The sequence below is a fragment of the Bradyrhizobium sp. RDI18 genome (genome assembly GCF_043203335.1).
GTDB lineage: Bacteria > Pseudomonadota > Alphaproteobacteria > Rhizobiales > Xanthobacteraceae > Bradyrhizobium > Bradyrhizobium retamae.
In genome coordinates, this window is record NZ_JBICRN010000008.1 from 579,106 (window position 1) to 605,305 (window position 26,200).

General features: G+C 63.3%; 23 protein-coding genes, 1 tRNA gene and 3 pseudogenes. 13 read left to right on the top strand and 14 right to left on the bottom strand.

Going from position 1 to position 26,200, the window contains the following annotated elements:
- Nucleotides 1-21: 21 nt before the first annotated feature.
- The 3 genes from ACFXS9_RS11525 (at nucleotide 22) to ACFXS9_RS11535 (ending at nucleotide 3,248) form a co-directional block, all read left to right on the top strand.
- Nucleotides 22-1,341, top strand: a complete 1,320-nt coding sequence (locus ACFXS9_RS11525) for a homoserine dehydrogenase (protein ID WP_392688792.1) — start codon at nucleotides 22-24, stop codon at nucleotides 1,339-1,341.
- Nucleotides 1,342-1,419: 78 nt separating this feature from the next.
- Complete coding sequence (gene glpX / locus ACFXS9_RS11530) at nucleotides 1,420-2,421, top strand: class II fructose-bisphosphatase (RefSeq protein ID WP_392688795.1); 1,002 nt, start codon at nucleotides 1,420-1,422, stop codon at nucleotides 2,419-2,421.
- 107 nt (nucleotides 2,422-2,528) lie between these two features.
- Nucleotides 2,529-3,248, top strand: coding sequence for a haloacid dehalogenase type II (locus tag ACFXS9_RS11535; protein WP_392688798.1), 720 nt, complete (start codon nucleotides 2,529-2,531; stop codon nucleotides 3,246-3,248).
- A 3-nt stretch (nucleotides 3,249-3,251) separates the two neighbouring features.
- Here ACFXS9_RS11535 and ACFXS9_RS11540 read toward each other — a convergent pair whose 3' ends face one another.
- Entirely contained in the window at nucleotides 3,252-4,346 is a 1,095-nt protein-coding gene (locus ACFXS9_RS11540; RefSeq protein WP_392688801.1) for a methyl-accepting chemotaxis protein, read from the bottom strand.
- A 304-nt stretch (nucleotides 4,347-4,650) separates the two neighbouring features.
- Here ACFXS9_RS11540 and recJ point away from each other — a divergent pair, with 304 nt between their 5' ends.
- Together recJ and ACFXS9_RS11550 are read left to right on the top strand one after the other, a co-directional pair.
- Nucleotides 4,651-6,492 (top strand): single-stranded-DNA-specific exonuclease RecJ, encoded by a 1,842-nt coding sequence (recJ, locus tag ACFXS9_RS11545; protein ID WP_392688803.1) that lies wholly within the window; start codon nucleotides 4,651-4,653, stop codon nucleotides 6,490-6,492.
- 33 nt (nucleotides 6,493-6,525) lie between these two features.
- A complete protein-coding gene (locus ACFXS9_RS11550; RefSeq protein ID WP_392688806.1) occupies nucleotides 6,526-7,335 on the top strand; it encodes a glucose 1-dehydrogenase in 810 nt (269 codons plus the stop codon).
- Nucleotides 7,336-7,363: 28 nt separating this feature from the next.
- Here ACFXS9_RS11550 and ACFXS9_RS11555 read toward each other — a convergent pair whose 3' ends face one another.
- Entirely contained in the window at nucleotides 7,364-8,260 is an 897-nt protein-coding gene (locus tag ACFXS9_RS11555; RefSeq protein ID WP_392688809.1) for a LysR substrate-binding domain-containing protein, read from the bottom strand.
- 109 nt (nucleotides 8,261-8,369) lie between these two features.
- Here ACFXS9_RS11555 and ACFXS9_RS11560 point away from each other — a divergent pair, with 109 nt between their 5' ends.
- Nucleotides 8,370-9,056, top strand: a complete 687-nt coding sequence (locus ACFXS9_RS11560) for an FMN-dependent NADH-azoreductase (protein ID WP_392688812.1) — start codon at nucleotides 8,370-8,372, stop codon at nucleotides 9,054-9,056.
- A 55-nt stretch (nucleotides 9,057-9,111) separates the two neighbouring features.
- Here ACFXS9_RS11560 and ACFXS9_RS11565 read toward each other — a convergent pair.
- Nucleotides 9,112-10,345: pseudogene (locus tag ACFXS9_RS11565) on the bottom strand (lytic murein transglycosylase).
- A gap of 164 nt (nucleotides 10,346-10,509) precedes the next feature.
- On the opposite strand from ACFXS9_RS11565, the gene ACFXS9_RS11570 reads away from it, so the two are divergent.
- A complete protein-coding gene (locus ACFXS9_RS11570; protein ID WP_392688815.1) occupies nucleotides 10,510-10,974 on the top strand; it encodes a carboxymuconolactone decarboxylase family protein in 465 nt (154 codons plus the stop codon).
- 12 nt (nucleotides 10,975-10,986) lie between these two features.
- Here the strand turns inward: ACFXS9_RS11570 and ACFXS9_RS11575 are convergent, their stop codons facing one another.
- The 3 genes from ACFXS9_RS11575 to efp form a co-directional block, all read right to left on the bottom strand.
- Nucleotides 10,987-11,484: a DUF805 domain-containing protein gene (locus ACFXS9_RS11575; RefSeq protein WP_392688818.1), complete on the bottom strand. Its 498-nt coding sequence runs from the start codon at nucleotides 11,482-11,484 to the stop codon at nucleotides 10,987-10,989.
- 47 nt (nucleotides 11,485-11,531) lie between these two features.
- Nucleotides 11,532-13,031, bottom strand: a complete 1,500-nt coding sequence (locus ACFXS9_RS11580) for a M23 family metallopeptidase (protein WP_392688828.1) — start codon at nucleotides 13,029-13,031, stop codon at nucleotides 11,532-11,534.
- A gap of 147 nt (nucleotides 13,032-13,178) precedes the next feature.
- Nucleotides 13,179-13,745 (bottom strand): elongation factor P, encoded by a 567-nt coding sequence (gene efp / locus ACFXS9_RS11585; protein ID WP_392688831.1) that lies wholly within the window; start codon nucleotides 13,743-13,745, stop codon nucleotides 13,179-13,181.
- Between the two features lie 472 nt (nucleotides 13,746-14,217).
- Here efp and epmA point away from each other — a divergent pair, with 472 nt between their 5' ends.
- The 4 genes from epmA to ACFXS9_RS11605 are packed head-to-tail and all read left to right on the top strand — an operon-like array spanning nucleotide 14,218 to nucleotide 16,859.
- The gene (epmA, locus tag ACFXS9_RS11590) at nucleotides 14,218-15,270 is read left to right on the top strand and encodes an EF-P lysine aminoacylase EpmA (RefSeq protein ID WP_392688834.1); all 1,053 of its coding nucleotides are present in this window, start codon (nucleotides 14,218-14,220) and stop codon (nucleotides 15,268-15,270) included.
- On the top strand, nucleotides 15,267-16,358 hold the full coding sequence (locus ACFXS9_RS11595) for a lysine-2,3-aminomutase-like protein (protein WP_392688837.1): 1,092 nt from the start codon (nucleotides 15,267-15,269) through the stop codon (nucleotides 16,356-16,358). The genes epmA and ACFXS9_RS11595 overlap by 4 nt, the downstream gene beginning before the upstream one ends.
- 7 nt (nucleotides 16,359-16,365) lie before the next feature.
- Entirely contained in the window at nucleotides 16,366-16,578 is a 213-nt protein-coding gene (locus ACFXS9_RS11600) for a hypothetical protein (protein WP_065744844.1), read from the top strand.
- Nucleotides 16,579-16,604: 26 nt separating this feature from the next.
- Nucleotides 16,605-16,859, top strand: coding sequence for a hypothetical protein (locus tag ACFXS9_RS11605; RefSeq protein WP_392688840.1), 255 nt, complete (start codon nucleotides 16,605-16,607; stop codon nucleotides 16,857-16,859).
- A gap of 108 nt (nucleotides 16,860-16,967) precedes the next feature.
- On the opposite strand, the pseudogene ACFXS9_RS11610 reads toward ACFXS9_RS11605, so the two are convergent.
- The 6 genes and pseudogenes from ACFXS9_RS11610 to ACFXS9_RS11635 all read right to left on the bottom strand — a co-directional run bounded on the left by ACFXS9_RS11610 (nucleotide 16,968) and on the right by ACFXS9_RS11635 (nucleotide 23,611).
- Nucleotides 16,968-18,055, bottom strand: a pseudogene (locus ACFXS9_RS11610) (3-deoxy-7-phosphoheptulonate synthase).
- A gap of 222 nt (nucleotides 18,056-18,277) precedes the next feature.
- Nucleotides 18,278-18,856, bottom strand: coding sequence for an HdeD family acid-resistance protein (locus tag ACFXS9_RS11615; RefSeq protein WP_392688843.1), 579 nt, complete (start codon nucleotides 18,854-18,856; stop codon nucleotides 18,278-18,280).
- Between the two features lie 107 nt (nucleotides 18,857-18,963).
- A pseudogene (locus tag ACFXS9_RS11620) lies at nucleotides 18,964-20,005 on the bottom strand (PrsW family glutamic-type intramembrane protease).
- A 109-nt stretch (nucleotides 20,006-20,114) separates the two neighbouring features.
- Complete coding sequence (locus ACFXS9_RS11625; protein WP_392688846.1) at nucleotides 20,115-21,329, bottom strand: MFS transporter; 1,215 nt, start codon at nucleotides 21,327-21,329, stop codon at nucleotides 20,115-20,117.
- Between the two features lie 18 nt (nucleotides 21,330-21,347).
- A complete protein-coding gene (locus ACFXS9_RS11630; protein WP_392688849.1) occupies nucleotides 21,348-22,580 on the bottom strand; it encodes a Zn-dependent hydrolase in 1,233 nt (410 codons plus the stop codon).
- A gap of 956 nt (nucleotides 22,581-23,536) precedes the next feature.
- A tRNA-Glu gene (locus ACFXS9_RS11635) sits at nucleotides 23,537-23,611 on the bottom strand.
- A 251-nt stretch (nucleotides 23,612-23,862) separates the two neighbouring features.
- On the opposite strand from ACFXS9_RS11635, the gene ACFXS9_RS11640 reads away from it, so the two are divergent.
- The gene (locus ACFXS9_RS11640; RefSeq protein ID WP_392699735.1) at nucleotides 23,863-24,123 is read left to right on the top strand and encodes a PilZ domain-containing protein; all 261 of its coding nucleotides are present in this window, start codon (nucleotides 23,863-23,865) and stop codon (nucleotides 24,121-24,123) included.
- A 78-nt stretch (nucleotides 24,124-24,201) separates the two neighbouring features.
- Nucleotides 24,202-24,423: a porin gene (locus ACFXS9_RS11645; RefSeq protein ID WP_392688852.1), complete on the top strand. Its 222-nt coding sequence runs from the start codon at nucleotides 24,202-24,204 to the stop codon at nucleotides 24,421-24,423.
- A 12-nt stretch (nucleotides 24,424-24,435) separates the two neighbouring features.
- Here ACFXS9_RS11645 and ACFXS9_RS11650 read toward each other — a convergent pair whose 3' ends face one another.
- Both ACFXS9_RS11650 and ACFXS9_RS11655 read right to left on the bottom strand, forming a co-directional pair.
- Nucleotides 24,436-25,107: a glutathione S-transferase family protein gene (locus tag ACFXS9_RS11650; RefSeq protein WP_392688854.1), complete on the bottom strand. Its 672-nt coding sequence runs from the start codon at nucleotides 25,105-25,107 to the stop codon at nucleotides 24,436-24,438.
- Between the two features lie 501 nt (nucleotides 25,108-25,608).
- Complete coding sequence (locus tag ACFXS9_RS11655; RefSeq protein ID WP_392688857.1) at nucleotides 25,609-26,061, bottom strand: VOC family protein; 453 nt, start codon at nucleotides 26,059-26,061, stop codon at nucleotides 25,609-25,611.
- Nucleotides 26,062-26,200: the final 139 nt, after the last annotated feature.

The window sequence follows — 26,200 nt, forward strand, 5'->3', positions numbered from 1 at the left end:
TTATTGCAGGTTCTCTCATTCATGGTCGCACCCCTGAGAGTGGGTATCGCGGGGCTCGGCACTGTTGGTGCCGAAGTCGTCCGCCTCATCGAAGAGCAGTCGCGGATGCTTGCCGAGCGCAGCGGGCGCGGTGTGCGCGTCGTTGCCGTCACCGCGCGCTCGAAAGCAAAGAAGCGTTCGCTCGATCTGCGCGGCATCGACTGGGCGAAAAGCCCGCTTGATCTGGCAAACGACGCCAACGTCGATTGCTTCGTCGAACTGATGGGCGGCTCCGGCGAGCCGGCGCTGTCGGCGATCGAGGCTGCGCTGAAATCCGGCAAGTCGGTGGTAACCGCCAACAAAGCGCTGATCGCCAAGCACGGCGTGCGGCTGGCGAAGGCGGCCGAGAAGCACGGCGGCGCCCTGAACTTCGAGGCGGCGGTCGGCGCCGCCATTCCCGTCATCAAGACCCTGCGCGAGGGGCTTTCCGGCACCGGCGTCAACCGCGTCTACGGCATCCTCAACGGCACCTGCAATTACATCCTGACCCGGATGGAGCATGAGGGCCTGTCGTTTGCCGAATGCCTGAAGGATGCGCAGCGGCTCGGCTATGCCGAAGCCAATCCGTCCTTCGATGTCGACGGCCATGATACCGCGCAGAAGCTTGCGATCCTGGCCAGCCTCGCCTTCGGCACCAAGGTGGCGCAGAGCGCGGTCTATGTCGAAGGCATCTCCTCGATCGCACCGGAAGACCTTCGCGCCGCGGAAGAGCTCGGTTATCGGGTCAAACTGCTCGGGGTTGCGGTGCGCACCGCCAAGGGCATCGAGCAGCGCGTGCACCCCACCATGGTGCCGAAATCGTCCTCGATCGCGCAGGTGATGGGCGTCACCAACGCGGTGACCATCGACGGCGAGGGCATTCCCGCGATCACGCTGGTGGGGCCCGGCGCCGGCGGTGCCGCGACGGCGTCCGCCGTCGTAGCCGATATCGCCGACGTGGCGCGCGGCATTCGCGCAAAACCGTTCGGCCGCCCGGTGGAGCGGCTGCGCGACACCACCAAGGCGCCGATGGAGCGCCACGAGGGCGGCTACTACATCCGCCTGATGGCGCGCGACCTCGCCGGCACCGCCGCCACCATCGCCACCCGCCTCGCCGAACAGAAGATTTCGCTGGAATCGATCGTGCAGCGCCACCCCGAAGGTGTCGACGCGAACGGCGCAACGAAGAAAGGCGCGCCGGTTCCGGTCATTCTGATCACCTACGCAACGTCCGAGGATGCGGTGTATCGTGCGCTCGAAGCCGTTCAGCGCGACAAGGTGATCAGCGGCCGGCCGCAGGTGATACGGATCGAGAAGAACTGACGCGGGATCGAAACGGATCGCGCGCCAAAGGATTGATTTGCGGACCGAGAGGCCGTGCAGGTTCAAAGGAGTAAGCCGATGTCGACCCATATTTCCGTTCCGCCGCAATTGCTGCTCGAGCGCATCCTCACGCTTGAAATCGTGCGGGTGACGGAACGTGCAGCCGTTTCGGCCGCGCGGCTGCGCGGCCACGGCCAGGAGAAGGCGGCGGACCAGGCCGCGGTCGACGCGATGCGCCGCGAACTCAACAAGCTGCCGATCGAAGGCACTATCGTGATCGGCGAGGGCGAGCGCGACGAGGCGCCGATGCTGTTCATCGGCGAGAAGGTCGGGCTGAACGCCGGTCCGCAGGTCGATATTGCCGTCGATCCGCTGGAAGGCACCACGCTCTGCGCCAAGAACATGCCGGGCGCGATCGCGACCATGGCGATGGCAGATGGCGGCACGTTGCTACATGCGCCCGACGTCTACATGGAGAAGATTGCCATCGGCCCAGGCTACGCCAAGGGCGTGATCGAGCTCGACGCTTCGCCTGCCGACAATGTCCGCCGGCTCGCCAAAGCCAAAGGCGTCGAGGCTGGCGCGATCACAGTCCTAGTGCTCGATCGGCCGCGCCACGCCGACATCATCGCCAGCATCCGTTCGACCGGCGCCGCGGTACGGCTGATCACCGATGGCGACGTCGCCGGCGTGATCCATTGTGCCGACCCCGACAACACCGGCGTCGACATGTATATCGGCACCGGCGGCGCGCCCGAGGGCGTGCTGGCGGCGGCGGCGCTGCGCTGCATCGGCGGCCAGATGCAATGCCGGTTGATCCTCGACAGCGAGGAGAAGCGTGAGCGCGCGCACAAGATGGGCGTAACCGATCCGAAAATGATCTACGGCATCGAGGACATGGTGCGGGGCGACTGCCTGTTCGCGGCCACCGGCGTCACCACGGGCTCTCTGCTGACGGGCGTCAAATTCCGCAAGGATGGCGTGATCGAGACCGAAACGGTGGTGATGCGCTCGGTGACCGGCACGGTGCGCTACATCAAGGCGGAGCACCGGCAGTTGGATAAGTTTCATCTGGATTGAGTTGGACGTCGTTCCGGGGCGATGCGAAGCATCGAACCCGGAACCTCGAGATTCCGGGCTCGCGCATTGCGCGCCCCGGAATGACAACAAGAAACGGGAGGGCTCGCATGTCCGATGTATCAGCCGTAAAGGCGCTGGTGTTCGACGTGTTCGGCACCGTCGTCGACTGGCGCACCAGCCTCATCAATGATTTCACACAGTGGTCGAAAACCTCAGGCATCGAGGCCGACTGGACCGCCTTGGTCGACGGCTGGCGCGCCGTCTACATGGCCTCGATGGACGAGGTGCGCAAACATCCCGAACGCGGCTACCAGATACTGGATACGCTGCACCGGCGGTCGCTGGAAAAACTGGTGGCGCAGTTTTCGATACAAGGCTTGAGCGAAGCCGACCTGCATTACTTGACGCTGGGCTGGCATCGGCTGCATCCGTGGCCCGACAGCGTGCCGGGCCTGACGCGGCTGAAGAAGAAATACATCATCTCGCCGCTCTCCAACGGCAATGTCGCGCTACTCACCAACATGGCAAAATTCGCCGGCCTGCCGTGGGATCTGATCATGTCGGCGGAATTGTTCGAGCACTACAAGCCCGATCCCGAAACCTATCTCGGCGCGGCGAAGCTGCTCTGCCTTCCGCCGGAGCAGGTGATGATGGTAGCTGCCCACAACGGCGATCTGAAAGCCGCGCAGCAGAACGGCCTCAAGACCGCGTTCGTCGCGCGTCCTACCGAATACGGCCCGCACCAGAAATATGATTTCGAGGCCAAGGGCGACTGGGACATCGTCGCCAAGGATTTCGGCGGCATCGCCGACCGGTTGGGGTGTTAGAGGCTACCCCGCACTGGCCTGGATCACTCCGAACCAGCCGAGGCCCCTATAGGTCTCGTAGCCGGGCGTGGCGTGGAACGCGACCATCGTTCCGGAGCGGTCCTGGTAGAAGCCGGAGCGGCGTCCCTCCAGTGACAGCGAGACGCGTTCGGTGAGCAGGCCCTGGCCATCGGACGCCGCGATCACCCGGAAATTCGAATCGACCAGCAGCACGCGCGCCTTGTCGGCCGCGCCGACGCGCACGCCCTGGACGATGGCGCGGGCTTGGGGTTCCCAGTCGAAATGAATCGCCAGCACGCCGGTCGGTCTGCCGTGCGCCTTGCCGCCTTCGCGGACGCTGGCGCAATAGGTCACGACCTGAGCGTTGCCGAGCAAAGGCTGGCATTCGACGTCGCCGACGGCATAGTCGTCGCCGGAGCGCAAGGCGCGCGCAGAGCGGAACCACTTGGTCTGCGCCACGTTCTGGCCGATGGCGTTGAAACGATCCGCGCGGCCATTGGCCAGCACATTGCCGTCGAGATCGCACAGCCAGAGATCGAGATAGACGGTATAGGCGCCGAGGATCACCGCCATCCGTTCCGACACATGACTAACGGCGGCAGCCTGCGGCGCGGCCGCGCAATCGACCACGGCGGAATCGGTTGCCCACCAGCGCACGTCGCAGGTGCGCTCATAGAGGTTGCGGTCGATCAGCTCGATGGCGTTGAGCGACAGATCGACCATGCGCTCGCCGCGCGAGCGGTCGGCCATCTGCGCGATCGAATCCATCAGATTGCCGGTCCGGTTGGTGAGCTGGCTTTCGAGCTCGCGGGCAATCGTCTCGACCTGCTGGCCGACGTTGCGCACTTCCTGCGCCACCACGGCAAAGCCCGCACCTTGCGCGCCGGCGCGCGAGCTTTCGATCAGCGCGTTGAGCGCCAGCATCTTCATCTGGTTGGTGATCTTCTGGATCGACTTGGTCTTCTCGCAGGCGACCTGGTTGACCTCGGCGGTCAATCTCGCGATCAGCGCGGAAACGTCGGATTCGTCCTCGGCGCCCGCTGATTTGGTCGGCTGTTTTGCGGTCGTTGCGGTTTGGGAGCGAAGCGCGACGGACATTGGCGGGAATTCCTCAGTCTTTGTGCGGATGTCGATCTTCTGCGGATCGGCGGGACTCAAATGCGAGCGTATTCGACTCCTTTGTCGGGGATCATGGCTAACGATTGGTTTAAGTTCCGGCGGCTTGCGGGTAGTTTTACCTGATGAAGTTGCATCTTCTTTGTGCAAGTCGCATTTGTCGGCATGGCCCAGGGCCGCGACGCCCCGAGACTGTGTCGGCGTTGCCGCATACGATTCGTTTGCCCGCCGTAGCCCCGTTTGCGTTTGCCGACAGCCCGCTTAGCCCCTATCTCTCGAAGGCATCATGATCCTTCCCGCATCCGCACTTCCCGTTGAACTGCCGCCGGCGTTTCTCGGCGTGGCGCGTTCGGCGACGGGTAAATTGTGGCGCGACCGGCTCGACGCCAGGGGAGCGGCGCGGGCGCTGGCGATCACGCAGCGCTACCAGTTGCCGGAAATGCTGGCCCGCGTGCTGGCGGGCCGCGATGTCGGAATTGACGAGGTTCAGGATTTTCTCGATCCGACCATCCGCAAGCTGATGCCCGATCCACACACCGTGACGCAGATGGAACTGGCGGCCAAACGCATCGCCGACGCCGCGATGCGAGGGGAAAAAGTCGCGATCTTCGGCGACTACGACGTCGACGGGGCCACATCCGCGGCGCTGCTGGCTTGGCACCTGCGCCATTGCGGGCTCGATCCGCTGATCCACATCCCGGACCGAATCTTTGAAGGCTATGGCCCCAACGTCGAGGCGGTGCGGGCGCTGGCCGCCAAGGGCGCAACGCTGCTGGTGACCGTCGATTGCGGCACCACCAGCATCGAGCCGCTGGCGGAAGCGCGCAAGCTCGGCCTATCCGTCGTCGTCATCGACCATCACCAGACCGGCGACGAATTACCCGAGGTCGATGCGCTGGTGAATCCGAATCGGCCGGACGACCTCTCCGGGCTTGGTCATCTCGCCGCCGTTGGTCTCGTGCTGATCACGCTGGTCGCCGTGAACCGGGAATTGCGCGGTCGCGGCTTCTGGAGCGTGGAGCGGCCGGAGCCGGATCTTTTGGGCATGCTGCATCATGTGGCGCTCGGCACCGTGGCCGACGTCGCGCCGCTGATCGGGCTCAACCGCGCCTTTGTCGCCAAGGGCCTGATCGCGATGCGCCGCCGCGACCATGTCGGGCATACCGCGCTAATGGATGTGGCGCGGCTGAACGGCCCGCCGGAAGCTTGGCATCTAGGCTTCATGCTGGGGCCGCGCATCAATGCGGGCGGCCGGATCGGTCGCGCCGATCTGGGCGTGCGCCTCTTGCTGGAGGGCGACGTCTCGGAGGCTGCGCGGATCGCGGCCGAACTCGATCGTCTCAACAGCGAGCGTCGCGTCATCGAGCAGGCGGCCGAAGCGCAGGCCGAGGCCGAAGCGCTGGCCTCGCTCGGGCTCGAAGACAAGGGCGCGGTGATCGTGACCGCCGCCGAAGGCTGGCATCCCGGCATCGTCGGCCTTGTCGCCTCGCGGCTGAAGGAGAAATTTGCGCGTCCCGCCTTTGCTATTGCGCTGGAGCCCGGCGGCATCGGCACCGGCTCGGGCCGCTCGATCTCGGGCGTCGATCTCGGCAAGGCCGTGCGGCAGGCGGTGAAGGAGCGGCTTTTGATGAAGGGCGGCGGCCATGCCATGGCCGCGGGTGTCACGCTGCGCAAAGAGAAGCTCGCGGAGTTTCGTGCCTTCATGGAGAGCGCGCTGGCCGAGGACGTCGCCAATTCCCGTCACGAGAACGAACTGTTCATCGATGGCGCCGTTAGCGCGCGCAGTGTGACCGTGGAATTCGCCAATACGCTGAACCGCGCCGGGCCGTTCGGCGCGGCCAATCCGGAGCCGGTGATCGCGCTGCCGGCGCATCAACTCGTCTATGCCGACGAAGTGGGGCAGGCGCATTTGCGCGTCCGCTTCAAGTCCGGCGACGGCGCGATCGTCAACGGCATCGCATTCCGCGCGGTCGGACAGAAGCTCGGACACGCGCTGACGCAGAACCGCGGCCAGCCTTTGCACGTGGCGGGATCGCTCGCGGTCGATCGTTTTCAAGGATCGGAACGCGTGCAGTTTCGCGTGCTCGACGTCGCGGTGCCGGATCCGGGACCGGCGGTGATCAGGTAATTCGAGAACCAATAACAACGAATGGGAGAAGAAATGGCAGGGCAGGTTCGGGGCAAGGTCGCGCTGGTGACGGGCGGCGCATCAGGCATTGGCGAAGCGGTTTGCGAATTGCTGGCGCGCGAGGGCGCCTCTGTCGCGGTGACCGATGTCGACGATTTGAGAGGCCCCGAGGTCGTCGCGCGGATCAAGAAGGCGGGTGGAGAAGCGAGTTTCTGGCATCACGACGTCAGCAGCGAGGAACGCTGGATCGAAGTCGTGGCCGATGTCATGAAGCGCTATGACCGGCTCGACGTGCTGGTCTCGAACGCCGGTATCGGCATTTCAGTGCCGTCGATCACCGAGATGTCGCTTGCGGACTGGCGGCGGCAGACCGCGATCAATCTCGACGGCGTGTTCCTGTCGGTGAAGCATTGCCTGCCCGCGATGCGAAAGACCGGCGGCGGCTCCATCATCATGATGTCGTCGCTGGCAGGCCTGCGCGGCGCGGCCGGGCTCTCCGGCTACTCCGCGACCAAGGGCGGCGTGCGGCTGTTCGCCAAGTCGATCGCGATGGAATGCGCGACATTTGGCGACGGCATCCGCGTTAACTCGGTGCATCCCGGCATCATCGACACGCCGATCTGGGGCAAGATTCCGGTGGGAGCCACCGGCAGCGGACAGAACGCGCCGATCGATCCGGAGGAGCGCGCGAAACTGGCCACGCCGCTCGGCCGCGCCGGGCAGGCCGAGGAGATTGCGCAAGGCGTGCTGTATCTGGCCTCCGATGCGTCGCGCTACGTGACGGGGACGGAGCTTGTTATCGACGGCGGCATGAATGCGGGTGGGGTGGCGCGACGCGCATAGATGAAAGCGCGGGCAGCGCGCGCGTGCATCAGCGTGGAGGTGAGCTTTTTGCGAATTGCGCGCGCAACCAGGCTTGCGTTGCTTCGATCGGTTCGGTCAGGGGTCTGCGGGAGCCGCGCGCAAGATGCAGGGTGAAGCCTTCGATTTCCGGGCCGAACGGCACGACTAGCGTTTTGGTCGCGAGTTCCTCCGACACCAGCAGCAGACTGTGCAACGCAACCCCGGTGCCGGCGACGGCGGCTTGGATCGCATGGGTCTCATCGCTGAAGCGGAGCCCGGCCCGTGCATCGATACCGTCCATGCCCGCGATCTTCAGCCAGCGCCGCCAGGTCGGATTGCCGCTATCGCTGCGGCGCCAGTCAAAATGCAGCAAGGTCGCTGAGCGCAGATCGGCCGGCTTCTTCAGACCAAGACGCGGACTTGCCACTGGCGCAAAACGATCGATGGCCAACGGTTCGGTGCTCAGATCGGGATAAGGGCCTGGGCCATAGCGCAATGCGAGGTCCGCGGCACCCGAATTGAGGTCCACGACCTCCAGGGTCGCCAGCAGCGTGAGATCGATGTCAGGTCTTGCGTTGTGAAAGCCCGCGATGCGCGGCACCAGCCACTTGGCGGTGAACGCGGGAGTGGCCGAAAGTGTCACCGTCGCGCGGCGCTGCCTGCGGCTCAATCCTTCGACGACACGCGCGAAGGAGTCGAAGCCGTCGCGCAGAACCGGCAGCAAGACTTGCCCTTCTGCGGTTAGCAGGACCTGACGCGTCCGCCGCTCGAACAGCGTCACGCCAATCACCTCTTCCAACTGCCGAACCTGATGGCTGATGGCGGTCGGCGTCACGTGCAGCTCCTGAGCCGCACGCTTGAAACTCAGGTGCCGCGCGGCGGCTTCGAACGCCCGCAGTCCGGACAGCGGTGGAAGACGTCTCATCGGCAAGCCTTATAGATGAATACAGCTCATCTATGTGATGAGCAATTTGCGTTTGTCAATGCATGCAGCCCGATCCATCTACTCGAACAAAGATGAAAGGAGATATGCCATGAACCTGCTACGGATTGACGCCAGTGCGCGACCTCGATCGGACCGGTTCCCTCGCGGGTCGCACACGCGCCGCCTCACCGAACGCTTCGTGCAGCGTTGGCTGCAACACCGGCCGAATGACCTCGTGACCGATCGGGATGTCGGCCAATCACCACCACATCCCGTCACCGAGAAATGGATCGGTGCGGCCTTCACCAAACCTGAGCTGCGCGAGCCCTGGATGAATGATGTGCTGGCGGAGAGCGACGCATTGGTCGATGAACTCATCGCCGCAGATTTGATCGTGGCTGGCGTGCCGATGTACAACTTTGGAATGCCGGCGCAGTTCAAGGCGTATGTCGACAATGTCGTGCGGGTCGGTCGCACTTTCGGCTTTGACCGTGCCCGGCCAGACGATCCTTATTCGCAGCTACTGGCTGGTAAGGGTAAACGTCTCATCATGCTCAGTTCGCGGGGTGATTACGGCTACGATCCGGGCGGACGGATCGCGCACATCAACCATGTCGAAGGGTCGGTGCGCGATGTGTTCGGCTTCCTCGGCGTCACTGACTTCCACAGCATCGCCATCGAATATGACGAGTTCGGGGATGAACGCTTGAAGGCGTCGATCGCTGCGGCCGAGCGCGCAGTGGATAATCTTGTGGATCGCCTGGCGAAGGAAGCCGAACCGCTGGAAGCAGCTTGACTGCAGACGCGATGGAGAGGACGCGGCCGAACCGCGCGAGGTTGAAGCTGCGTCGCTATCCGCCTTGCCTCAACCGCGCCAGCACCTTCAATCCGCCGTAGCCATCCGCCGGCAGCAGGCCCATCTTGGTCTGATAATCCTTCACCGCCTTCATCGTGTCGTTGCCGACGCGGCCGTCGGTGCCGCCGGTATCGAAGCCGGCCTTTGTCAATCGTGTCTGCAGTTCCTGTACTTCGGGAAGCGTCAGCGCGCGTTCGGAGCCGGGGAAGGGCTGGATGAACGGCGGCGCGCCCAAGATGCGATCGCCGAGATGGCAGATCGCGAGCGCGTAGTTCATCGACGGGTTGTAGCTCTTCACCGAATAAAAATTCGGACCGAGCAGGAACGAAGGTCCGCCGGCGACCGGCACCCACATCTGCGCCGACGCGTTCGGCTGCGGGAACGGCTTGCCGTCGGCGCGCGTGACGCCGGCGCTAACCCATGCCGCGTAGGTACGGCTGCCGCTCGAAGCGCCTCCTGAACCGCGAACTTCATAGCCCCAATGCTCACCGCGGTGATACTTGCCGCGGTTGAGCAGATAGCGCGCGCTGGAGCCGAGCGCATCGTCGGGCTTGCCGAACGGCGAGACGCGGCCGTCCTTGTCGTAGTCCATACCGACATTGAGCCAGACTTCCGGCATCCACTGCGTGTGCCCCATCGCGCCGGCCCAGGATCCCCGCATTTCCTCCGGCGTGCCCCAGCCGCGATCGACGATCTTGAGCGCGTTGATCAGCTCGGTCTCCCAATAGGCGCGGCGGCGCGGCTCGTTCCAGGCCAGCGCCGCGAGCGCCGGAAAGATCGGGCGCATATGGTTCTGCTGCACCAAGGGATCGCCATAGGCGGATCTCGACGCCCCACAGCGCTAGCAGCGTGCCGCGCTCGACGCCAAAATCCTGCTCGATCCGCGCGAACAGCGGCTCGTGCTTCTTCAAGGCTTCGCGGCCGTTGATGATGCGCCAGTCCGAGACGCGGCGATTGATGTATTGCCAGATCTGCTCGTGGAATTCCGGCTGCTTCTGCATCTGCCGGAACACGGTCATGTCGGGCTCGATGCGGCCCATCACCCGCGTCCAGGTCGCGTCCGAAATGCCTTTTGCCAAGGCGCGTGCGCGAAAGCTATCGCGCCACTGGTCGAAGCCGGCCGGCGCGGCAAATGCAGGAAGCCCGGTCACGAGCAAGGCGCCGGCGCCGAGGCTGCCTCGCAGCAGGGCGCGGCGGGTCGGCGCAGTCTTGGAATCAGGCTGTTTCATGCGCTCAGTCTAGCGGCGTTGCGTGCCTGCGCCAAAAGCTATGACGCCCCGGGAACCGGCTTTTTCGGGAGAATCCGCGGCAATTTTGCCGGTACGGTTAGCCATGGACGGGGTGCGGGGTCTCTTATAATCAAGCAGAGTACTGACAACAGAAGGCAGGAAGAATGTCGCACGCCCGCAAGGAATACAGAGACTTCATGTCACTGACGCCGGACGCCTATGAAGCTGTGCTGGCGCTCAGCCAGGTCGCGGGCAAGGCAGGCATGGACAAGCAACTGCTCGAGCTGATCAAGCTGCGTGCCTCGCAGATCAACGGCTGTGCCTTTTGCGTGCAGTATCACATCCTGGAGGGCGAGAAGCTCGGCGTGCCCACCGACAAGCTCAATCTCGTGGTGGTCTGGCGCGAGGCGCCGCAGTTTACCGCACGCGAGCGTGCCGCGCTGGCTTGGACGGAGGCGCTGACGCTGCTCGCAGACGGCGTCAATGACGAGGTCTACGCGCAGGCGAGCGCGGAATTCTCCGAGAAGGAGCTCGCCTATCTCACCTCCGCTGTCGCCTCGATCAATGTCTGGAACAGATTCGGCGCCGCGTTTCGCTGGACACCGCCGGCGCGGAAGAAGGTCGCCTGAGCGTCAAGGGCGCTAGATACCGGTTTGGGCGAGTGGATCGCGTCCGAACCGGTTGTTTCCAGACCTTCCCGGTACAACGCTGAGAACGATCACGACCAGCAGGGTGATAATCCATCCGTTGACGCTTACCAGGCTGGAAACGCCGGGAATTGCGATCGCCGCGAGCATCCACCATCCCGAGACATTCAGATCGTGCAGGCGTTTCACGACGACGGCGATTAGCGGCCAAGGGAGGACAAGCAGCACCAGCAGGATCGACCAGTCATGGGCGACATCGTGGCGATCGTAATAGCGCACGCGCGGAACGGTGAGGTTGCGCCATGTCCGGATCAACAACGCATTAACAATCACAAGGCCGAAATAGCCAAGCCGAAACTCCTGGCGGCTGATGCGGCCCTCCAGCGATAGGAAATACCAGGTGAATGTAGCGAACATGCTGTGGGAACGGATTGCGGTTTCTATTCCAGTGCCCACGTTACGCCGCCAGCGGTTAATGCCCACGGAATCCATTGCGGAGATTTGAACGGTTCCGCGGCTGGAAGCGAACCGGTTTGCGATTAGTTGTCGCGGCCTGCCGCTTGTCGCGCGACGTGACGCAGTACATCCTTCGGCAAGGCATGCGCGACGGCGGCCGGTGGCTCGGTCCCGATCTCGTGGCCGCGGCCGCGGATCAGCCGCTCGTAGGAGGCGATCAGGGTGGTGTAGGGGTTGACCCAGATCCAGCCGTCACGCGTGAACACCTGCACGTCGAAGTGGAGGTGGTATGACGTGCCGTTCGGGAAATCGAGATAGTTGGAGACCACGCCGATCTTCTCGCCCTCGGCGACCCGACGCCCGTTGAGAATGCCGTCCGCATCCATGGCTGAGGGGTTCATGTGCATGTAGCGGAAACGGATGTGCTCGTTGCCCGTGTTGATCTGCAGCGTTGCCGCCTGTTGCTTCAAGGAACGGATGACGACGCCGTCGCGGACCGCGACGACCGCCTGTTTCCTCGGATGGCAGGCGTTGTCGGCGCTGCTGTTCGGCGGGCAGGGCGCGGGGCGGATGTCCTGGCCCTGGTGACCGAAGCCGGCCGCACATTGGCCGACCTGGAAACTGCGGGCTTCGCAAAAACTGTCCCGCCACGGATAGACGCCTTGATCGGTGCCTCGGCGTTCGCCGGATTTGCGCCTGGCCAACTGCTGCGAGCTGACCCGGGCCGGAGCTTTCTCCAGCGGAAAGCGGATCTGCGAATAGGCGACGAGGTCGGCGCGGCCGCCGCGCCTGCGCGCGCCGCTGTTGGCAATGATGTCACCGCTCGGACGATAGCTGAAGTCGGGCGAAAGGCTGGCCGGCCGTTCAGCAACCTCGGAGGGCACGTCGAAGCGCGGTCGCGCCGGCTGGCCTCCGGCGATGCGCAGCGCCTTCAGGAAGCGCTCGGCAATCGGGTAAGCCTCGCGGCAGGCCAGCCGCCGTGCCCGCGGGGCCGAATCGAGGCACTGGATCGACACCACATAGGGCACGCCGAAACGGGTGAAGGCGTAGCGCACATAACCTTCGCGAATGAAGCGGCGCATGTCCGGAAATTGCGACGCCAGCGCCCTGACCGGCTCGCCCTTGCCACTGAGCGGATCGGCGAGATCGTAGACCAGGATCGAGCCCGTAATCTGCACCTCGACCGGCCGGGCGAAAGTTCGAGACGGCAGGCCGTCACCGGCGCCGGGGTCGAGCGAAAACACCGCGTCGTAGCCGGAGGGGCCAGCGTGAAACAAGTCGACGGGGCGGAAGCCGGCCTGGTGGCGTGACACCGACGGATGGCGCGTGCCACTGGCCTCGGCCTCGAGATAGGCCGCGGTATCGAACGGCAACAGCACCGGCACCGGACTGCGGCCGATTCCGGCAAACATCGCCGAATTGATCGCGTTCAACTGCACCAGCGCGGGCGCAGAGCGCGGATCCCATGCCGGCACCCGCCGCTGGCCTGCGAAGGAGAAGCGCTGCGCGATCGCCGGCCGGGAATTGATCTCGCTGCGAAGCTGATCCAGAACGGCTCGCCATTCGACGCGAACGGCCGACATCGACGGCGTTCTGAACTCATTGGCGGAAACGCCTGATATCCCGGCGGGGAGCAAACAAAAGGCTGCCAGCCAACGCGAGAGCAAGCGGACAGCCTTTGTACCCAATGCATCGCCCCCGGCGTATGCCCCGTGGCCTATGGCGCGGTCTTAGTCCTTTGCGCGCTCGACGTAGGAGCCGTCCTCGGTCATGACCACGATCCGTGTTCCCGTTCCAATGTGCGGCGGCACCGAGGTCCGCACGCCGTTGGAGAGGATAGCAGGCTTATAGGAGGAAGACGCGGTCTGCCCCTTGGTGACCGGCTCAGTCTCCACAACTTCGAGGGTTGCGCGCTGCGGCAACTGGATGGCGACCGGATTCAGGTCGTGCATCGACAGCTTCACCGTCATGTTTTCCTGCAGGTAGGGCGCGGCCGAGCCTACGATCTCCTTCGTGACCTGGACCTGGTCATAGGTCTCGGCGTTCATGAAGTGGAAGCCGTCGGCATCCTCATAGAGGTAGTTGAAATTGCGGTCCTCGACGGTGGCCTTCTCAACTTGGTCAGTGGTCTTGTAGCGTTCCGACACCTTCACGCCGTCGCCAATGCGGCGCATTTCGATCTGGCTGACCGGGGTTCCCTTGCCGGGGTGGATGTTTTCGGCCGACAGGACGACATAGAGCTTGCCGTCTTGCTCGATGACGTTGCCCTTGCGAATAGAACTGGCGATGACTTTCAAAGCTGTTTTCCCGAATTTCTGGCCTTTGGCCAAACCGGACATTTGTGTCCGCAGGGCCAATCAGGCGGTTTCGGGCTGCAACATACTGATTTTGCCTGTCTATGCCAGCGTTTTACGGCCATTCCGGCGAGCTGCTTGAAGCCGCAAAAAGCCGGATTTCGTCGTGTTATACGACGCGTCTGGCAAGCAATTGAACGATGGGCCGACCGTTGCTGATGGGCTTGAAAGCAATGGTTTAAGCGCTTCGCGAAGACCCGCAGCTTTGGTGGGATGCGGCGACATCGATCGGGCGAATGGACAAGGAGAGCGTCTTTCGACATGAAATGACGGTGCTGGAGCTGGATCTTGCTGGTCCTCCGCCTCGCCGTGTCGGACGCAAAGAAAGTCGAATAATATCAATGGTATTTGCCGATTCCCTGAACGCCTTGATTGGCTCCGCGGAGGATGCCCGGTGGATTCGGAACCGCCTGTGATGGCTGATATCGACAAGCCCTCGCCTTGGTGGTCGGCCGCTCGGCATGCCGATCGAAAGCCGTTCCTGATGGCGCGTGCTGCGATCACGAGGGCAGTGCGAGGCTGGTTCGACGAGCAGGGCTTTGCCGAGGTGGAAACCGGCATCCTGCAGGTCTCGCCGGGCAACGAGACGCATCTGCATGCCCCACGCGCTGAAGTCATCAGCCACGATGGCACGCGCGCGACGCGCTATTTGCGAACGTCGCCGGAATTCGCCGCCAAGAAACTGCTCGCTGCCGGTGAAGCCAAAATCTTCGAGTTGGCGCGCGTGTTCCGCGACCGCGAGCGCGGCGATCTGCACCTGCCCGAATTCACGATGCTGGAATGGTATCGTGCCGACGCAGGCTATGATGCCGTTATGGCCGACACCATCGCCGTGATCGCACATGCGGCGCAGGCGACCGGGACGGGGCAGTTTTCGTTCCGGGGCAAAACGGCTGATCCCTTCGCCGAGCCGGAACTGCTGACGGTGGCATCCGCGTTCGACCGCTTTGCCGGGATCGATCTGTTGGCCACGATCAGCAATGGCGAGGGCGATCGCGCGTCGTTTGCGGCGGCAGCAAGGCCGCAGGTGCGGATCACTGATGACGACACCTGGTCGGATATTTTCAGCAAAATGCTGGTCGAGCATGTCGAACCGAATCTGGGGCAGGGGCGTTTGACTGTCTTATTCGAATATCCAGCGCCGGAAGCAGCCCTTGCTCGGGCGAAACCGTCCGATCCGCGCGTCGCCGAACGTTTTGAGGTCTATGCCTGCGGCGTCGAACTTGCCAACGGATTTGGCGAATTGACCGATGCCGGCGAACAGCGCCGCCGTTTCGCCGCTGATATGGACGAGAAGGAGCGGCGCTACGGCGAGCGCTATCCGCTGGATGAGGATTTTCTCGCAGCGGTTGCCGCGATGCCGCCGTCGAGCGGCGTCGCGCTCGGTTTCGATCGTCTGGTGATGCTGGCAAGCGGCGCGCTGCGGGTGGATCAGGTGGTGTGGACGCCACCGGCAGGAGAAACATGAACAGGATCGATCCGAAACTTTCGGCAACGCTGCGGCAGCCCGCCGATCTCATCGAGCGGGGCTTGGCGAAGACGGCCGATCTCGCCGACCTCGAGCGGGTCGCCGCGCGCTACGCCATCGCAGTGACGCCTGATATCGCGAACCTGATCGACACGGAAAATCCTGACGATCCGATCGCGCGGCAATTCATCCCAAGCGCGCTCGAACTAATGAATGCGCCCGGTGAAAATGCCGACCCGATCGGCGACGACGCGCATTCGCCGGTCACCGGCATCGTCCATCGCTATCCCGATCGCGTGCTGCTTAAGCTGGTGCATGTCTGCGCGGTGTATTGCCGCTTCTGCTTTCGCCGCGAGATGGTCGGGCCTGGCAAGGCAACGGCGCTGTCCGAGGCCGCCTATCGCGACGCGCTGGACTATATCCGCAAGAACAGCGAAATCTGGGAAGTCATCCTGACCGGCGGCGATCCGCTGATGCTGTCGCCACGGCGGCTGGCTGAGATCATGACGGACCTCGCCGCCATCGATCACGTCAAGATCGTTCGCATCCACAGCCGCGTGCCAGTGGCTGCGCCTGCGCGCATCGATGGCGACATGATCAGGGCGTTGAAAGCTGACGGCGCAGCGACCTGGATCGCCGTTCACGCCAATCATCCGCGCGAACTGTCGGGGGAGGCACGCGCCGCCTGCGCGCGGCTGGCCGACGCCGGCATTCCGCTGGTGAGCCAGACGGTGCTGCTTCGCGGCGTCAATGACGATGTCGCGACGCTGGAAGCGCTGATGCGGACCTTTGTTGAAAACCGAATCAAGCCCTATTACCTGCATCATGGCGACCTGGCGCCGGGGACCGGACATCTCCGCACTACCATCGCAGAGGGACGGGAACTGATGCGCAGCCTGCGCGGTCGTGTCTCGGGCCTGTGCCAGCCGGATTACGTGCTCGACATTCCCGGCGGCCATGGAAAGGCGCCGATTGGACCGAATTATTTGTCGCATGCAAGTTCCGGGGAATGTGAACTATCCTTGGAAGCGCAGTATCGTATCGTCGACTATTGCGGAGACGTTCATCTGTATCCGCCAAAGCCGTGATCGGGCGATGACGGAGCACGGCGAGGAGAAACGGGAGCCGCCGGAAGACGAAGGCCATCGCGGAATCGAAAACGCCGTTCTGCTCGGTTTCTTCGTGCTGCTGGTGGCCGCCGGAATCTGGTTGCTCGGCACCATGGCCGATGTACGAAAGGCACAGGACTGTGCTGCCCAGGGACGACGAAACTGCGCAACGATCGACGTGCCCGAACGGACACGATAAAGGAATCTAAAAGGCGGAGAATCAGGATGCAAAGAACAATCTTGTCAGTCGCGCTGATGGTCCTGATCGGCATGCCTGCTGCGTTTGCGCAGGGCGGGACGTCGACAATGCCAAAGAGCAACCCAAGTGCCGGAGGCATTCCGGAGGCGCCGATTGGACACCGTCAGCCGCGCCGCAGCGACGTGCCCAGCGAAAAGAACCAGCCCGACCCGAACGATCCCTTGAGCAAGGAAAACGCAGCCCTCGACCGCAAGATCAAGAGCATCTGCCGCGGCTGCTAAGCGGGCATTCCTGGCTGACGCGAGAAGATCGCATGCCAGGCAGAATGTTGCGATGATCGCGACGGAAGCAGGGTACGCCGATCGCGTGCCCTGCGTCGTCATTATCAGCTACGCCGAGCGCTCCTCCCGGAAACTGCGCGATGGCACGTTCCGGCGCGTCGCCACGGCATCAGCCAGCATGTTCAGCGCCGACACTGTCGTCTCCCAGTCGACGCAGCCGTCGGTGATGCTCTGCCCATAGGCGAGCTGTTTGCCCGGCACGACGTCCTGGCGGCCGGCGACCAGATTGCTCTCGATCATGACGCCGGTGATGCGCTGCTCGCCCTCCGATATCTGGCGCGCGATGTCGGCGACGACCAGCGGCTGGTTCTCCGGATTCTTGTTGCTGTTGGCGTGGCTGGTATCGATCATGATCCGCGGGGCGACGCCGGCACGGACAAGTTCGACGCAAGCGGCATCGACGCTTTCCCGGTCGTAGTTCGGTTTGTTGCCGCCACGCAGGATGATGTGGCAGTCCTCGTTGCCGGTGGTTGCCGCAATCGCCGAGCGCCCGCCTTTGGTGACAGCCATGAAATGATGCGGATGCGAGGCCGACTTCACCGCGTCGGCCGCGATGCGGATATTGCCGTCGGTACCGTTCTTGAAGCCGACCGGGCAGGAGAGACCGGAAGCGAGCTCGCGATGGATCTGGCTCTCGGTCGTACGCGCCCCGATCGCCGCCCATGCCATCAGGTCGGCAATGTATTGCGGCGTCGTCATGTCGAGGAATTCGGTCCCGGCCGGCAGGCCGAGATTGTTCACCGCCGACAGTACGTTGCGGGCGAGCCGCAGGCCCTGTTGATGTCGAAGGAGCCGTCGAGATTGGGGTCGTTGATCAGTCCTTTCCATCCGACCGTGGTGCGCGGCTTTTCGAAATAGACACGCATCACGATTTCGAGGCGGTCGGCGAGTTTTTCGCGCAAGGCGGCGAGCCGCTCGGCGTAATCAACGGCCGCGGCGGGATCATGGACCGAGCAGGGGCCGACGACCACCAGCAGACGGTCGTCGGTGCCGTGCAGGATGGCGTGAATGGCATTGCGCGCAGCCATCACGACGCGCGTCGCGGTCAAGGTGCGCGGTATCTCGCCCATCACCTCCTGCGGCGTACTCAGCTCTTTCAGTTCGCTAATTCGAAGGTCGTCGGTGGTGCTCAACACGGCTGTGGCTCCTGTTTGAAAGGAAACCTGCCGGCCAACAAAAAAGCCGCCAGGTTTGGCGGCTGTTCGGACTTCCTGGCTTCAATTCGTCAGATTGAGCGCGATCCTCCCACCGCCAGCGAGCTGTCGTAGCTAAAATACCAAAAGTTGCTGGCGGCGATCATGATCATGGTGGGCTCTATAGCGCACCGGCCGGGTCTTGTCATCCCATAATCGGCGGCGTCAGGACTTGCGCGCGGCGAGCGCTATGCCGACCAGTGACGCGCCGCCGAGCACGAGATTGATCCCGACCAGGAGGCCGATCGCCCATTCCGCCGAACCCGGCAGGCCGGCGATGATAATGAATGCGATCAGCAGGTCCATCACGCCTGAGATCAGCAGCCAGGACCAGCGCTCCGACAATTCGCGGCGGTGGTTCAGTGCGTACATGATGCTGATGACGCCCTCGGCCAGAAAATACGCGCCGACCACGATGGTGAGCGTGAGGACGCCCTGCGCGGGCCGCGCCAGCAAAATCCCGCCGGCGAGAACGGCCAGCGCCGCCGAAAACAGCGACCACCAGAAGCCCGGCATCTGCCGCGCCCAGTACGTGACGAACAGTCCGGCAATGCCGCTGATCAGAAACATCCAGCCGAGGAAGATGGTAACGGCGAGGCTTGCCAACGGCGGCACGATCATCGCAGCTAGGCCGAGCAGGGCGAGCACGATGCCTTCGAACAGGAAGGCCTTCCAGTGCGCCGTCACGGCGGCATTCATTTCGGACTGCAGTTTGCCGATGTCCGGGGGAATATCTTGGGTCATTGGAGACTCCCGATGCCTGCCGCGCCGAGTATCCAATATACCCGGTGCGCCGCCTGCGGGTAAAATTGCTAGCTTTTTAAGCGAGATCAACGACTGACGGATGACGATCAGCCCGGCTCAGGCGCGGACGAAAATCCGTCCGAGGACGTTCTGATGCGATTGCGGCCGAACACATAGACAGCCGAGGTCGCCAGCAACAGCGCCAAGCCTATCAAGATGGAGGTCATGCCGAGCGGAATGAGAAGCAGCGAGGCGTTGCGCTCCGGACTGACGAACCAGTGATGAAGCGAGGTCAGGATGAAAGCCGCGCCCGCGAAGCCCGCACCGCTGCCCACGAGCAGCAGGGCCCACATCCGCCGCAACTGGCTCAGCCGCTCACGCGCGATCGCGGTGCGCGGCGCATGATGGCGGCCGACGCGGCGTACCAGCCGAATGGCGAACCCGATCGAGCTGAAGCCGATGAGTAGGCTCGCCGCCCCCAGCAGCATTCGCACGTTGGGGCCGAGATCTGGATGTTTCTGCAGCGTCAGCAGCGGAAAATCGAATGCCGCATGCAGCGCGACCGGCGCGAACAGCGCCAGCGCCCAGCTCGAGATCCGCGCCCAGTCGCGATGATGGCGATGCGCGCCGAGCGCGGTGCCGGCGCGCGATCGCGATATAGGCGCCTGCGATGATGCCGAGTGCGCCGTGGAACGGCACCGTCAACACGCTGCGCAAAGCGGCCAGCGACCGCCACATGTCGGCGTGCTGCACGAGATAGGCGAGGTTTTCGTAGGCCGCGAAGCCGAGGCCTGCGGCCGCACCGTAGACCACCGTGTCCATTGGGTCCGCAAACGCACGGCGGCGCACCGGCAATGACACTAGAATGATCACGAGGACCTTCACGATCTCTTCGGGCGCGGCGACCCCGAATATCGAACGCAGGCCTTGCGTCATCCAGGGGTTTCCAGGCACCGCAAGGATCGCGGCAAACGGAGCACGCGCAACGCCCAACAGAGAAATGCTGGCGGCCCCGAGCACGAAAGCGAGCCACACCCGCGCCGGCGGGCCGGGGCGCTCATCGGCGGCGATAACAAGCCATAGCACCAGCAACGCCGGCGCGATCGCGGCAACGCCGATCGATGTGGGGAGGGCCTGAAGCAACAACATCTGCGGAAATTTACCTCATGTGAGCGTAAATGGCCGCAAATCCAGCCGTTTGCAAGAAAGTCAGACGCGACTCCTTGTCACCAAGGAACCCGGCCGAATCCGGCATCGCTCAGGCGGCGGCACGTTGGCCGATCTTGCCCTGTACCACCAGCAATCCTGCCAGCGCGACCAGCGCGAAGCCGGCGCCGGCCAGGAACGTGCCCTGCGGCCCTGCGATGTCCCAGAGTGCGCCGGCAATGACGCTGGCCGCGAGCATCGCTACGCCGCCGAGCAGGTTGAAGAATCCGTAAGCCGTGCCGCGCAACTCGGCCGGCGCAGTATCCGCAACGAGCGCGGCCAGCAGTCCCTGCGTCAGTCCCATGTGCAGGCCCCAGAGAATGACGCCCAGTGCAACACCGCCCACCGACGGCAGCAACGCCAACGCGATGTCGGCGGCAACCAGCACCAGTATGCCGCTCGCCAGCACGGCCGTGCGGTTCATGCGATCCGAGATGACGCCGGCGGGGTAGGCTGCGAGGGCATAGACGATATTCATGGCCACCAGCACGGCGGGCACGAGCGCGATCGGCACTCCGACATTCTGGGCGCGGAGAACGAGGAAGGCCTCGCTGAAGCGCGCCAGCGTAAACACGCTCGCGACCGCCACCACCCACCAATAGGCCGGCCCCAGGTTTTTGATCTCGGCCAGGCTGATCGGATTGCGCACGGTGCGCAGCGTCCGCGGACGCGCCGGCTCACGCACGGCGAAGACGATCAGCGCCAGCGCCAGGAAGGCGGGAATCACGGCAACCCAGAAAACTGCCTTGAAGTTGTCCGATGTCCACCACATCAGGGCGATGGCGAGCAAGGGACCAACGAAGGCGCCGATCGTGTCGAGCGATTGGCGCAGCCCGAAGCTCGCGCCGCGCAGATCAGCCGGCGAGAGATCGGCCACCAGCGCATCACGCGGGGCGCCGCGAATGCCTTTGCCGATCCGGTCGACGAAACGCGCGGCCACCAGCCAGCCGACGGTTGGCGCCAGCGGAAACACCGGCTTGGTGAAGGCCGCGAGACCATAACCGATGGCCGCTAACCATTTGCGTTTGCCGAGCCAGTCCGAGAGCGCGCCGGAGAAGATTTTTGTGATGGAGGCGGTCGCCTCGGCGATGCCTTCGATGACGCCGACCGTCACCATCGATGCGCCGAGGACCGAGACCAGGTAGATCGGCAGCAGGGCGTGGATCATCTCCGACGAGATGTCCATCAGCATCGAGACGAAGCCCAGCACCCATACGCTGGCCGGAATGTCCCTGATCGAATAGGCCGGCCTGGTTTCAGCAACCATGTCGCATCTCGCGTCGCCTCATTGCGCCAACAGCCGCCGGCAGGCGTCAACAAAGACCTCCGCCCCGGAAAGGATGTCGGCGTCGGCGGTGTTCTCGGTCCAGTGATGCGAAATGCCGCCGATCGAGGGCACGAACAGCATGCCGGCCGGCATGACGGTTGAGAGAATCTGGGCGTCGTGGCCGGCGCCGCTCGGCATGCGAAGCGACTTGCCATCGGCAAAAGCTGCGCTGGCAGCCTCGATGGCCTGCTGGAATGAGCCATCCATCCGCGCGGGCGTCCCGGTGCGGATGCGCTCCACCGCGACGGCGCAGCGGCCTTGGGCGTTGACTTCTGCGGCCATGCTGTGGAGCAGTTCCTCCAGCCGCGCAATCACGGCAGGATCATCATCGCGAATCTGGAACAGCATTTCCGCCGCGCCCGGGATGATGCTGGGTGCACCGGGATCGAGCGTGATGCGGCCGGTGGTCCACACCGTGCGCGGGCCGCAGGCGGCGGGGAAACGATTGTCGATATCGACGCAAAATCTGGCGAGTGCGAGGCCGGCGTCCCGGCGAATGGCCATCCGCGTGGTGCCGGCGTGGTTTTGTTCGCCCGTAAAGGTGATGCGATATTGCCATATCCCGACGATGGACGTGACGATGCCGATTTTGAGGCCACTGCTTTCCAGCGTCTCGCCCTGCTCGATATGGGCTTCCAGATAGCCGATATGCCGCCCTTGTTCGCACCGCGCGCGGGCGCGGTCGGCAAGGCCCGCGTCGCGTAGCGCGTCACGCATGCTCCTGTCATTGTTGCGATCGCGCGCGGCGTCGATATCGGCTTCGGTGACGCCGCCGACATAGGACCGGCTGCCGAGGAAGTGTCCGAAATGGCCTTCCTCATCGCACCACGCCGCGACTTCGACGGCGCCCTCTATATTCGGGTCCGGATTGATGACGCGGGCGGCTTCGAGCGCATAGACCACGCCGAGCGGTCCATCGAGCCAGCCCGCGTGGCTTTGGCTTTCCAGATGCGATCCCGCCAGCAGCTTCGGCCCGCTTTTCGTGCTGGTGCCGAGCAAGTTGCCAATACCGTCGATCTCGCCCGTGAGGCCGGCCTCGGGAAGACGTTGGACCAGCCACGCCAGCGAGCGCAGATGTGGTTCAGAGAAAGTCGGCTTGTGAACGCCGGTCTTGTAGGCGCCGATGGCGCGGAGCGCGTTGAGATCGGCGAGGAGGCGGTCGCCATCGACGCGCGAGGATATGTCAGCCATGCTTTCCGTAGTTCTCCGGAGTAGAACAAAGTTCCCGTTACCGTTCTCGGAGTAGAACAAAGTTCCGTGAACGTGCCGGCAGCTTTATTTATCTTCCGGAAAGTAACGCCGATGCAATGATTGCCGGCCATGCCACGTTCACGAGCGACGTCACTTCGCCAGCGGCTATTCTAGTCTTCTCCGTAGACGTGTAGTCACGCATTCTTTCCGCATAAGCTGTGGAGTGACCAGACGCTTTGCGTCCGAGAATCGCCCGAATATGATTATCATGGCTGCTATGATTATCATGGCTGCAGTTATCGCGATGGCCGTTTCGACCTTTCCGATCCGGAAAACCCAACGGCCTGGTTCGGGGCGAATCGAAAGGCGCCTTGCGTCTCGGGCGTCGAAAGTGGCGCCGATGGGCTAAGAGAGATCGCTTAGCTGTCTGCCGAACATGGCGTGGTGTTCGCTCATGCGGTTTTTCATGGCAGCGACGACATTGTTTGCGAACGCAATTTGAGGATGGATTAGTGCCGGACCTTCAGCATCGGTCGATGCCAGGCAATGCGTTTGATGCGCTTCGCTGCGAGTTAACTTTCGTGGGCCGTCCATTGGCGAAAAGGCCGCCACAAGTGGCGGCCTTTCGACGTTCTTTCGGCCGTCAGCAACTTGATCGCGCCGACGACGATGCGTTTCGCGTTTTTCGCCACACAGGATGATCCCAAAAACTCGCGCTGACCGCCCGTCAGGTATCCGGCGGGAAGTAGCACCGCAACGTAAAGCGGAGTGCGAGGTAAAGCGCGACGCAAGTTGTGAATGCAATAGCAGCCGTATCCATTTCCCTGTCCCTCATTACTTACGCGCCGCGGTCCGTTTGCCGGAACCTGCGGACGATGGGGAACCTGAGCTCTGAAAATGGTTGCCTTAAGCCTCGAACGTGGTCGGCTCGGGTCTTGAATTTGTTGGCAACGTGATGGCGCTCCCTAGCGGAATCGAACCGCTCTCTCCACCGTGAAAGGGTGGCGTCCTAACCGATAGACGAAGGGAGCAAGAACAACAGGAAAATCAAGGTGTTAGCGCTTGATGGGCCGTGTTGGCCGCCGGCCGTCCATGCTTGATGGGGGCGGCGACGGGCGAACGTATAGTGGCGTTTGAGCGGGTGGGCAAGCCGCTCGGAAAGACGTTTCTGCAGCCGCTTTGCGCCTCCATCGGCGTCCCGGCCGCGCGACGAGGCACGCCGCGCCGAGCAACGGATTCTAAAGCCACATGGTGTAGGGCTGTCCCGGGGGAGCTTTTCGACATGGCTTTGCTATCAAGCAAGAAGCGCGACGCGCGCAAATCATTGAGTCAACCCGGGTGGATCACGCTCGAAGGCGGTTTTGCCGCACGCCGATGCGTGGTGCAGGATATGTCCGCAACAGGGGCGAAGGTCACGATCGACGATCCCAACACGTTGCCGACGAAATTGCGGCTGGCGTTTTCGCGCGACGCCAGGACCGGGCGCCGCTGTGAAGTGGTCTGGCGCCGCGGCAAATCGGTCGGCATCAAGTTCACCCGCTAATCTGGCACCGATCCGCGAGAGACGATAAAAGGCGGGATGCGAAAATCCCTCCTGGTAATCATCGCCATATTGATCGTCTTGGCGCTGTCTTCGGTTGCCGCGGTCGCGGAACAAACCCGTCCTCAGAAGCTCGACAAAGCTCCCGCGTCGGGCAAGTCGCTGCCGCTGAAGCGCCCAAGTTCGGCCAATGCATGCGCGGAATACGGCGCAGGCTTCGTCAGAATCGAAGGCACCAACACCTGCATGAAAATCGGCGGCGCGGTAAGCGTCGGAGCGGGGGTGTCCGGCGGCTCGCGTTGAGAAGATTCGCGCTTACGTCATCGGCGGCGCGATGAACTGCGTGAACCCGGGGCGGACGGCGAGCTGCGAAAACCAGCGTTCGAGGTTCGGCAGTTTCGGTTTTGTCACGCCTTCGACGCCGAACCAGCGCCGCGCAAAGGCGCCGAGCGCGATGTCGGCGATGGTGAACTGATCGCCCTCGATAAAGCGCCGTGTCGCCAGGTGCGCCTCGACGATCCGCCACACCGCAGCTTCGGCATCGACATCCTTCTGGATCGCGACCATATCGCGCTTTTCGATGGGCGTGCGCACCAACGCCCAGAACACCGGCCGGTCGACCGGCTGCAGCGTCGACAACGTCCAGTCGAGCCAGCGATCAATGCCGGCGCGCGCCTTCGGCTGCGAGGGATAGATCGACGAACCTCGCTCAGATCCTTGTTCAGATCCTTGGCCATAGGCCATGCAGAGATAGCGCATCACGGAATTGGATTCCCACAGCACGTAGTCGCCATCGACCAGCGTGGGTACGCGGCCGTTCGGATTCATCGCCAGATAAGCAGGCTCGTTGTTCTTTCCGAACTGCATGCCGGCATCGATGCGCTCATAGGCGAGATCGAGTTCGGCGAGGCACCACAGCACTTTTTGCACGTTGACCGAATTGGCCCGGCCCCAGATGGTGAGTTGTTGTTTGTTGTTGTCGGCCACGCGCGTTGCTCCCGCTGATTTTCCGATTGGCCGTTAATAGCCGAAGATCGGCAAAAAAGCGCGCTCTTGCGTGGGCTCAAGTCCAACAAAAATCGGGGCTCCGCCGCAGTGCGACAGAGCCCCGATTTCCGCGTCATGCGCGGGCTAGAGCGTTTTCCAGCGAAGCATGCCCTCGGACTTGATCCGTGGGTGGATACCGGCTCGCGTCAAGAAAACGCGTCAAAATAAAAATCTAGAGCCCGGTTCTGATTCAATCAGAACCGAAAAAGACTCTGGCGTCAGCCAATCAGTTGCCGAAGAACAGCCACAACAGAATGATCACCGGAATAGGCACGCCCAGCAACCAAAGCAGAATTCCTCGTCCCATCATCTCCTCCTCAACATGCATTGAGGAGAAAACGCGTCATGTCATGGCCGGTTCCTATGCAGAAAAAGAACCCGAGTGAAGGAACGTTTCTGCTCGCTCGGATGACGGACGTGGACGAAGAAATTGTACAGGGCCTACCAGTGACCGGTGTTCGGCATCGAGGTCCACGGTTCGGCCGGCGGCTTCGGTTCGCCCTTCTGCAACAGCTCGATCGAATGCAGATCAGGTGAGCGGACGAAAGCCATGTTGCCGTCGCGCGGCGGGCGGTTGATGGTGATGCCGGCCTTCATCAGGCGGTCGCAAGTCGCGTAGATGTCGTCCACCTCGTAGGCGAGGTGACCGAAATAGCGGTCTTCGCCGTATTTCTCCTCGTCCCAATTGTAGGTGAGCTCGACCAGCGGCGCGCCGCGGTTCTGGGGAGCGGCCTTGAACAGGCTTTCGTCCTCCGGCGCGCACAGGAACACCAGCGTGAACCGGCCCTTGTCGTTGTCGATCCGGCGTACTTCCTTCAGCCCCAGCGCGTCCCGGTAGAACTTCATCGCGGTATCGAGATTGCGGACGCGCAGCATGGTGTGGAGATAGCGCATGTTTGTTGTCCTCCTGAGAGCGTGTTGAGATCTTGTTTGGGTTGGGCGGTTCGGGCGGAAAGTAGCAGCAAAGTGCACCAGAGGTCACCGATAACGTGAAAAGTGCGGGTTCGTTCTGCAGCCGTTCGCACTGATCGCT

Bases quoted from the DNA above. Each gene is read 5' to 3' on its own strand.
- ACFXS9_RS11600 (WP_065744844.1), top strand. From the start codon at position 16,366: ATGACGGAGCACGGCGAGGAGAAACGGGAGCCGCCGGAAGACGAAGGC.
- ACFXS9_RS11655 (WP_392688857.1), bottom strand. From the start codon at position 26,061: ATGCGCTATCTCCACACCATGCTGCGCGTCCGCAATCTCGATACCGCG.
- ACFXS9_RS11570 (WP_392688815.1), top strand. From the start codon at position 10,510: ATGTCGCACGCCCGCAAGGAATACAGAGACTTCATGTCACTGACGCCG.
- recJ (WP_392688803.1), top strand. From the start codon at position 4,651: ATGATCCTTCCCGCATCCGCACTTCCCGTTGAACTGCCGCCGGCGTTT.
- ACFXS9_RS11580 (WP_392688828.1), bottom strand. From the start codon at position 13,031: ATGTCGGCCGTTCGCGTCGAATGGCGAGCCGTTCTGGATCAGCTTCGC.
- epmA (WP_392688834.1), top strand. From the start codon at position 14,218: ATGGCTGATATCGACAAGCCCTCGCCTTGGTGGTCGGCCGCTCGGCAT.
- ACFXS9_RS11555 (WP_392688809.1), bottom strand. From the start codon at position 8,260: ATGAGACGTCTTCCACCGCTGTCCGGACTGCGGGCGTTCGAAGCCGCC.
- ACFXS9_RS11550 (WP_392688806.1), top strand. From the start codon at position 6,526: ATGGCAGGGCAGGTTCGGGGCAAGGTCGCGCTGGTGACGGGCGGCGCA.
- ACFXS9_RS11535 (WP_392688798.1), top strand. From the start codon at position 2,529: ATGTCCGATGTATCAGCCGTAAAGGCGCTGGTGTTCGACGTGTTCGGC.
- ACFXS9_RS11525 (WP_392688792.1), top strand. From the start codon at position 22: ATGGTCGCACCCCTGAGAGTGGGTATCGCGGGGCTCGGCACTGTTGGT.
- ACFXS9_RS11560 (WP_392688812.1), top strand. From the start codon at position 8,370: ATGAACCTGCTACGGATTGACGCCAGTGCGCGACCTCGATCGGACCGG.
- ACFXS9_RS11615 (WP_392688843.1), bottom strand. From the start codon at position 18,856: ATGACCCAAGATATTCCCCCGGACATCGGCAAACTGCAGTCCGAAATG.
- ACFXS9_RS11640 (WP_392699735.1), top strand. From the start codon at position 23,863: ATGGCTTTGCTATCAAGCAAGAAGCGCGACGCGCGCAAATCATTGAGT.
- ACFXS9_RS11575 (WP_392688818.1), bottom strand. From the start codon at position 11,484: ATGGATTCCGTGGGCATTAACCGCTGGCGGCGTAACGTGGGCACTGGA.
- ACFXS9_RS11605 (WP_392688840.1), top strand. From the start codon at position 16,605: ATGCAAAGAACAATCTTGTCAGTCGCGCTGATGGTCCTGATCGGCATG.
- ACFXS9_RS11630 (WP_392688849.1), bottom strand. From the start codon at position 22,580: ATGGCTGACATATCCTCGCGCGTCGATGGCGACCGCCTCCTCGCCGAT.
- ACFXS9_RS11625 (WP_392688846.1), bottom strand. From the start codon at position 21,329: ATGGTTGCTGAAACCAGGCCGGCCTATTCGATCAGGGACATTCCGGCC.
- ACFXS9_RS11595 (WP_392688837.1), top strand. From the start codon at position 15,267: ATGAACAGGATCGATCCGAAACTTTCGGCAACGCTGCGGCAGCCCGCC.
- ACFXS9_RS11540 (WP_392688801.1), bottom strand. From the start codon at position 4,346: ATGTCCGTCGCGCTTCGCTCCCAAACCGCAACGACCGCAAAACAGCCG.
- glpX (WP_392688795.1), top strand. From the start codon at position 1,420: ATGTCGACCCATATTTCCGTTCCGCCGCAATTGCTGCTCGAGCGCATC.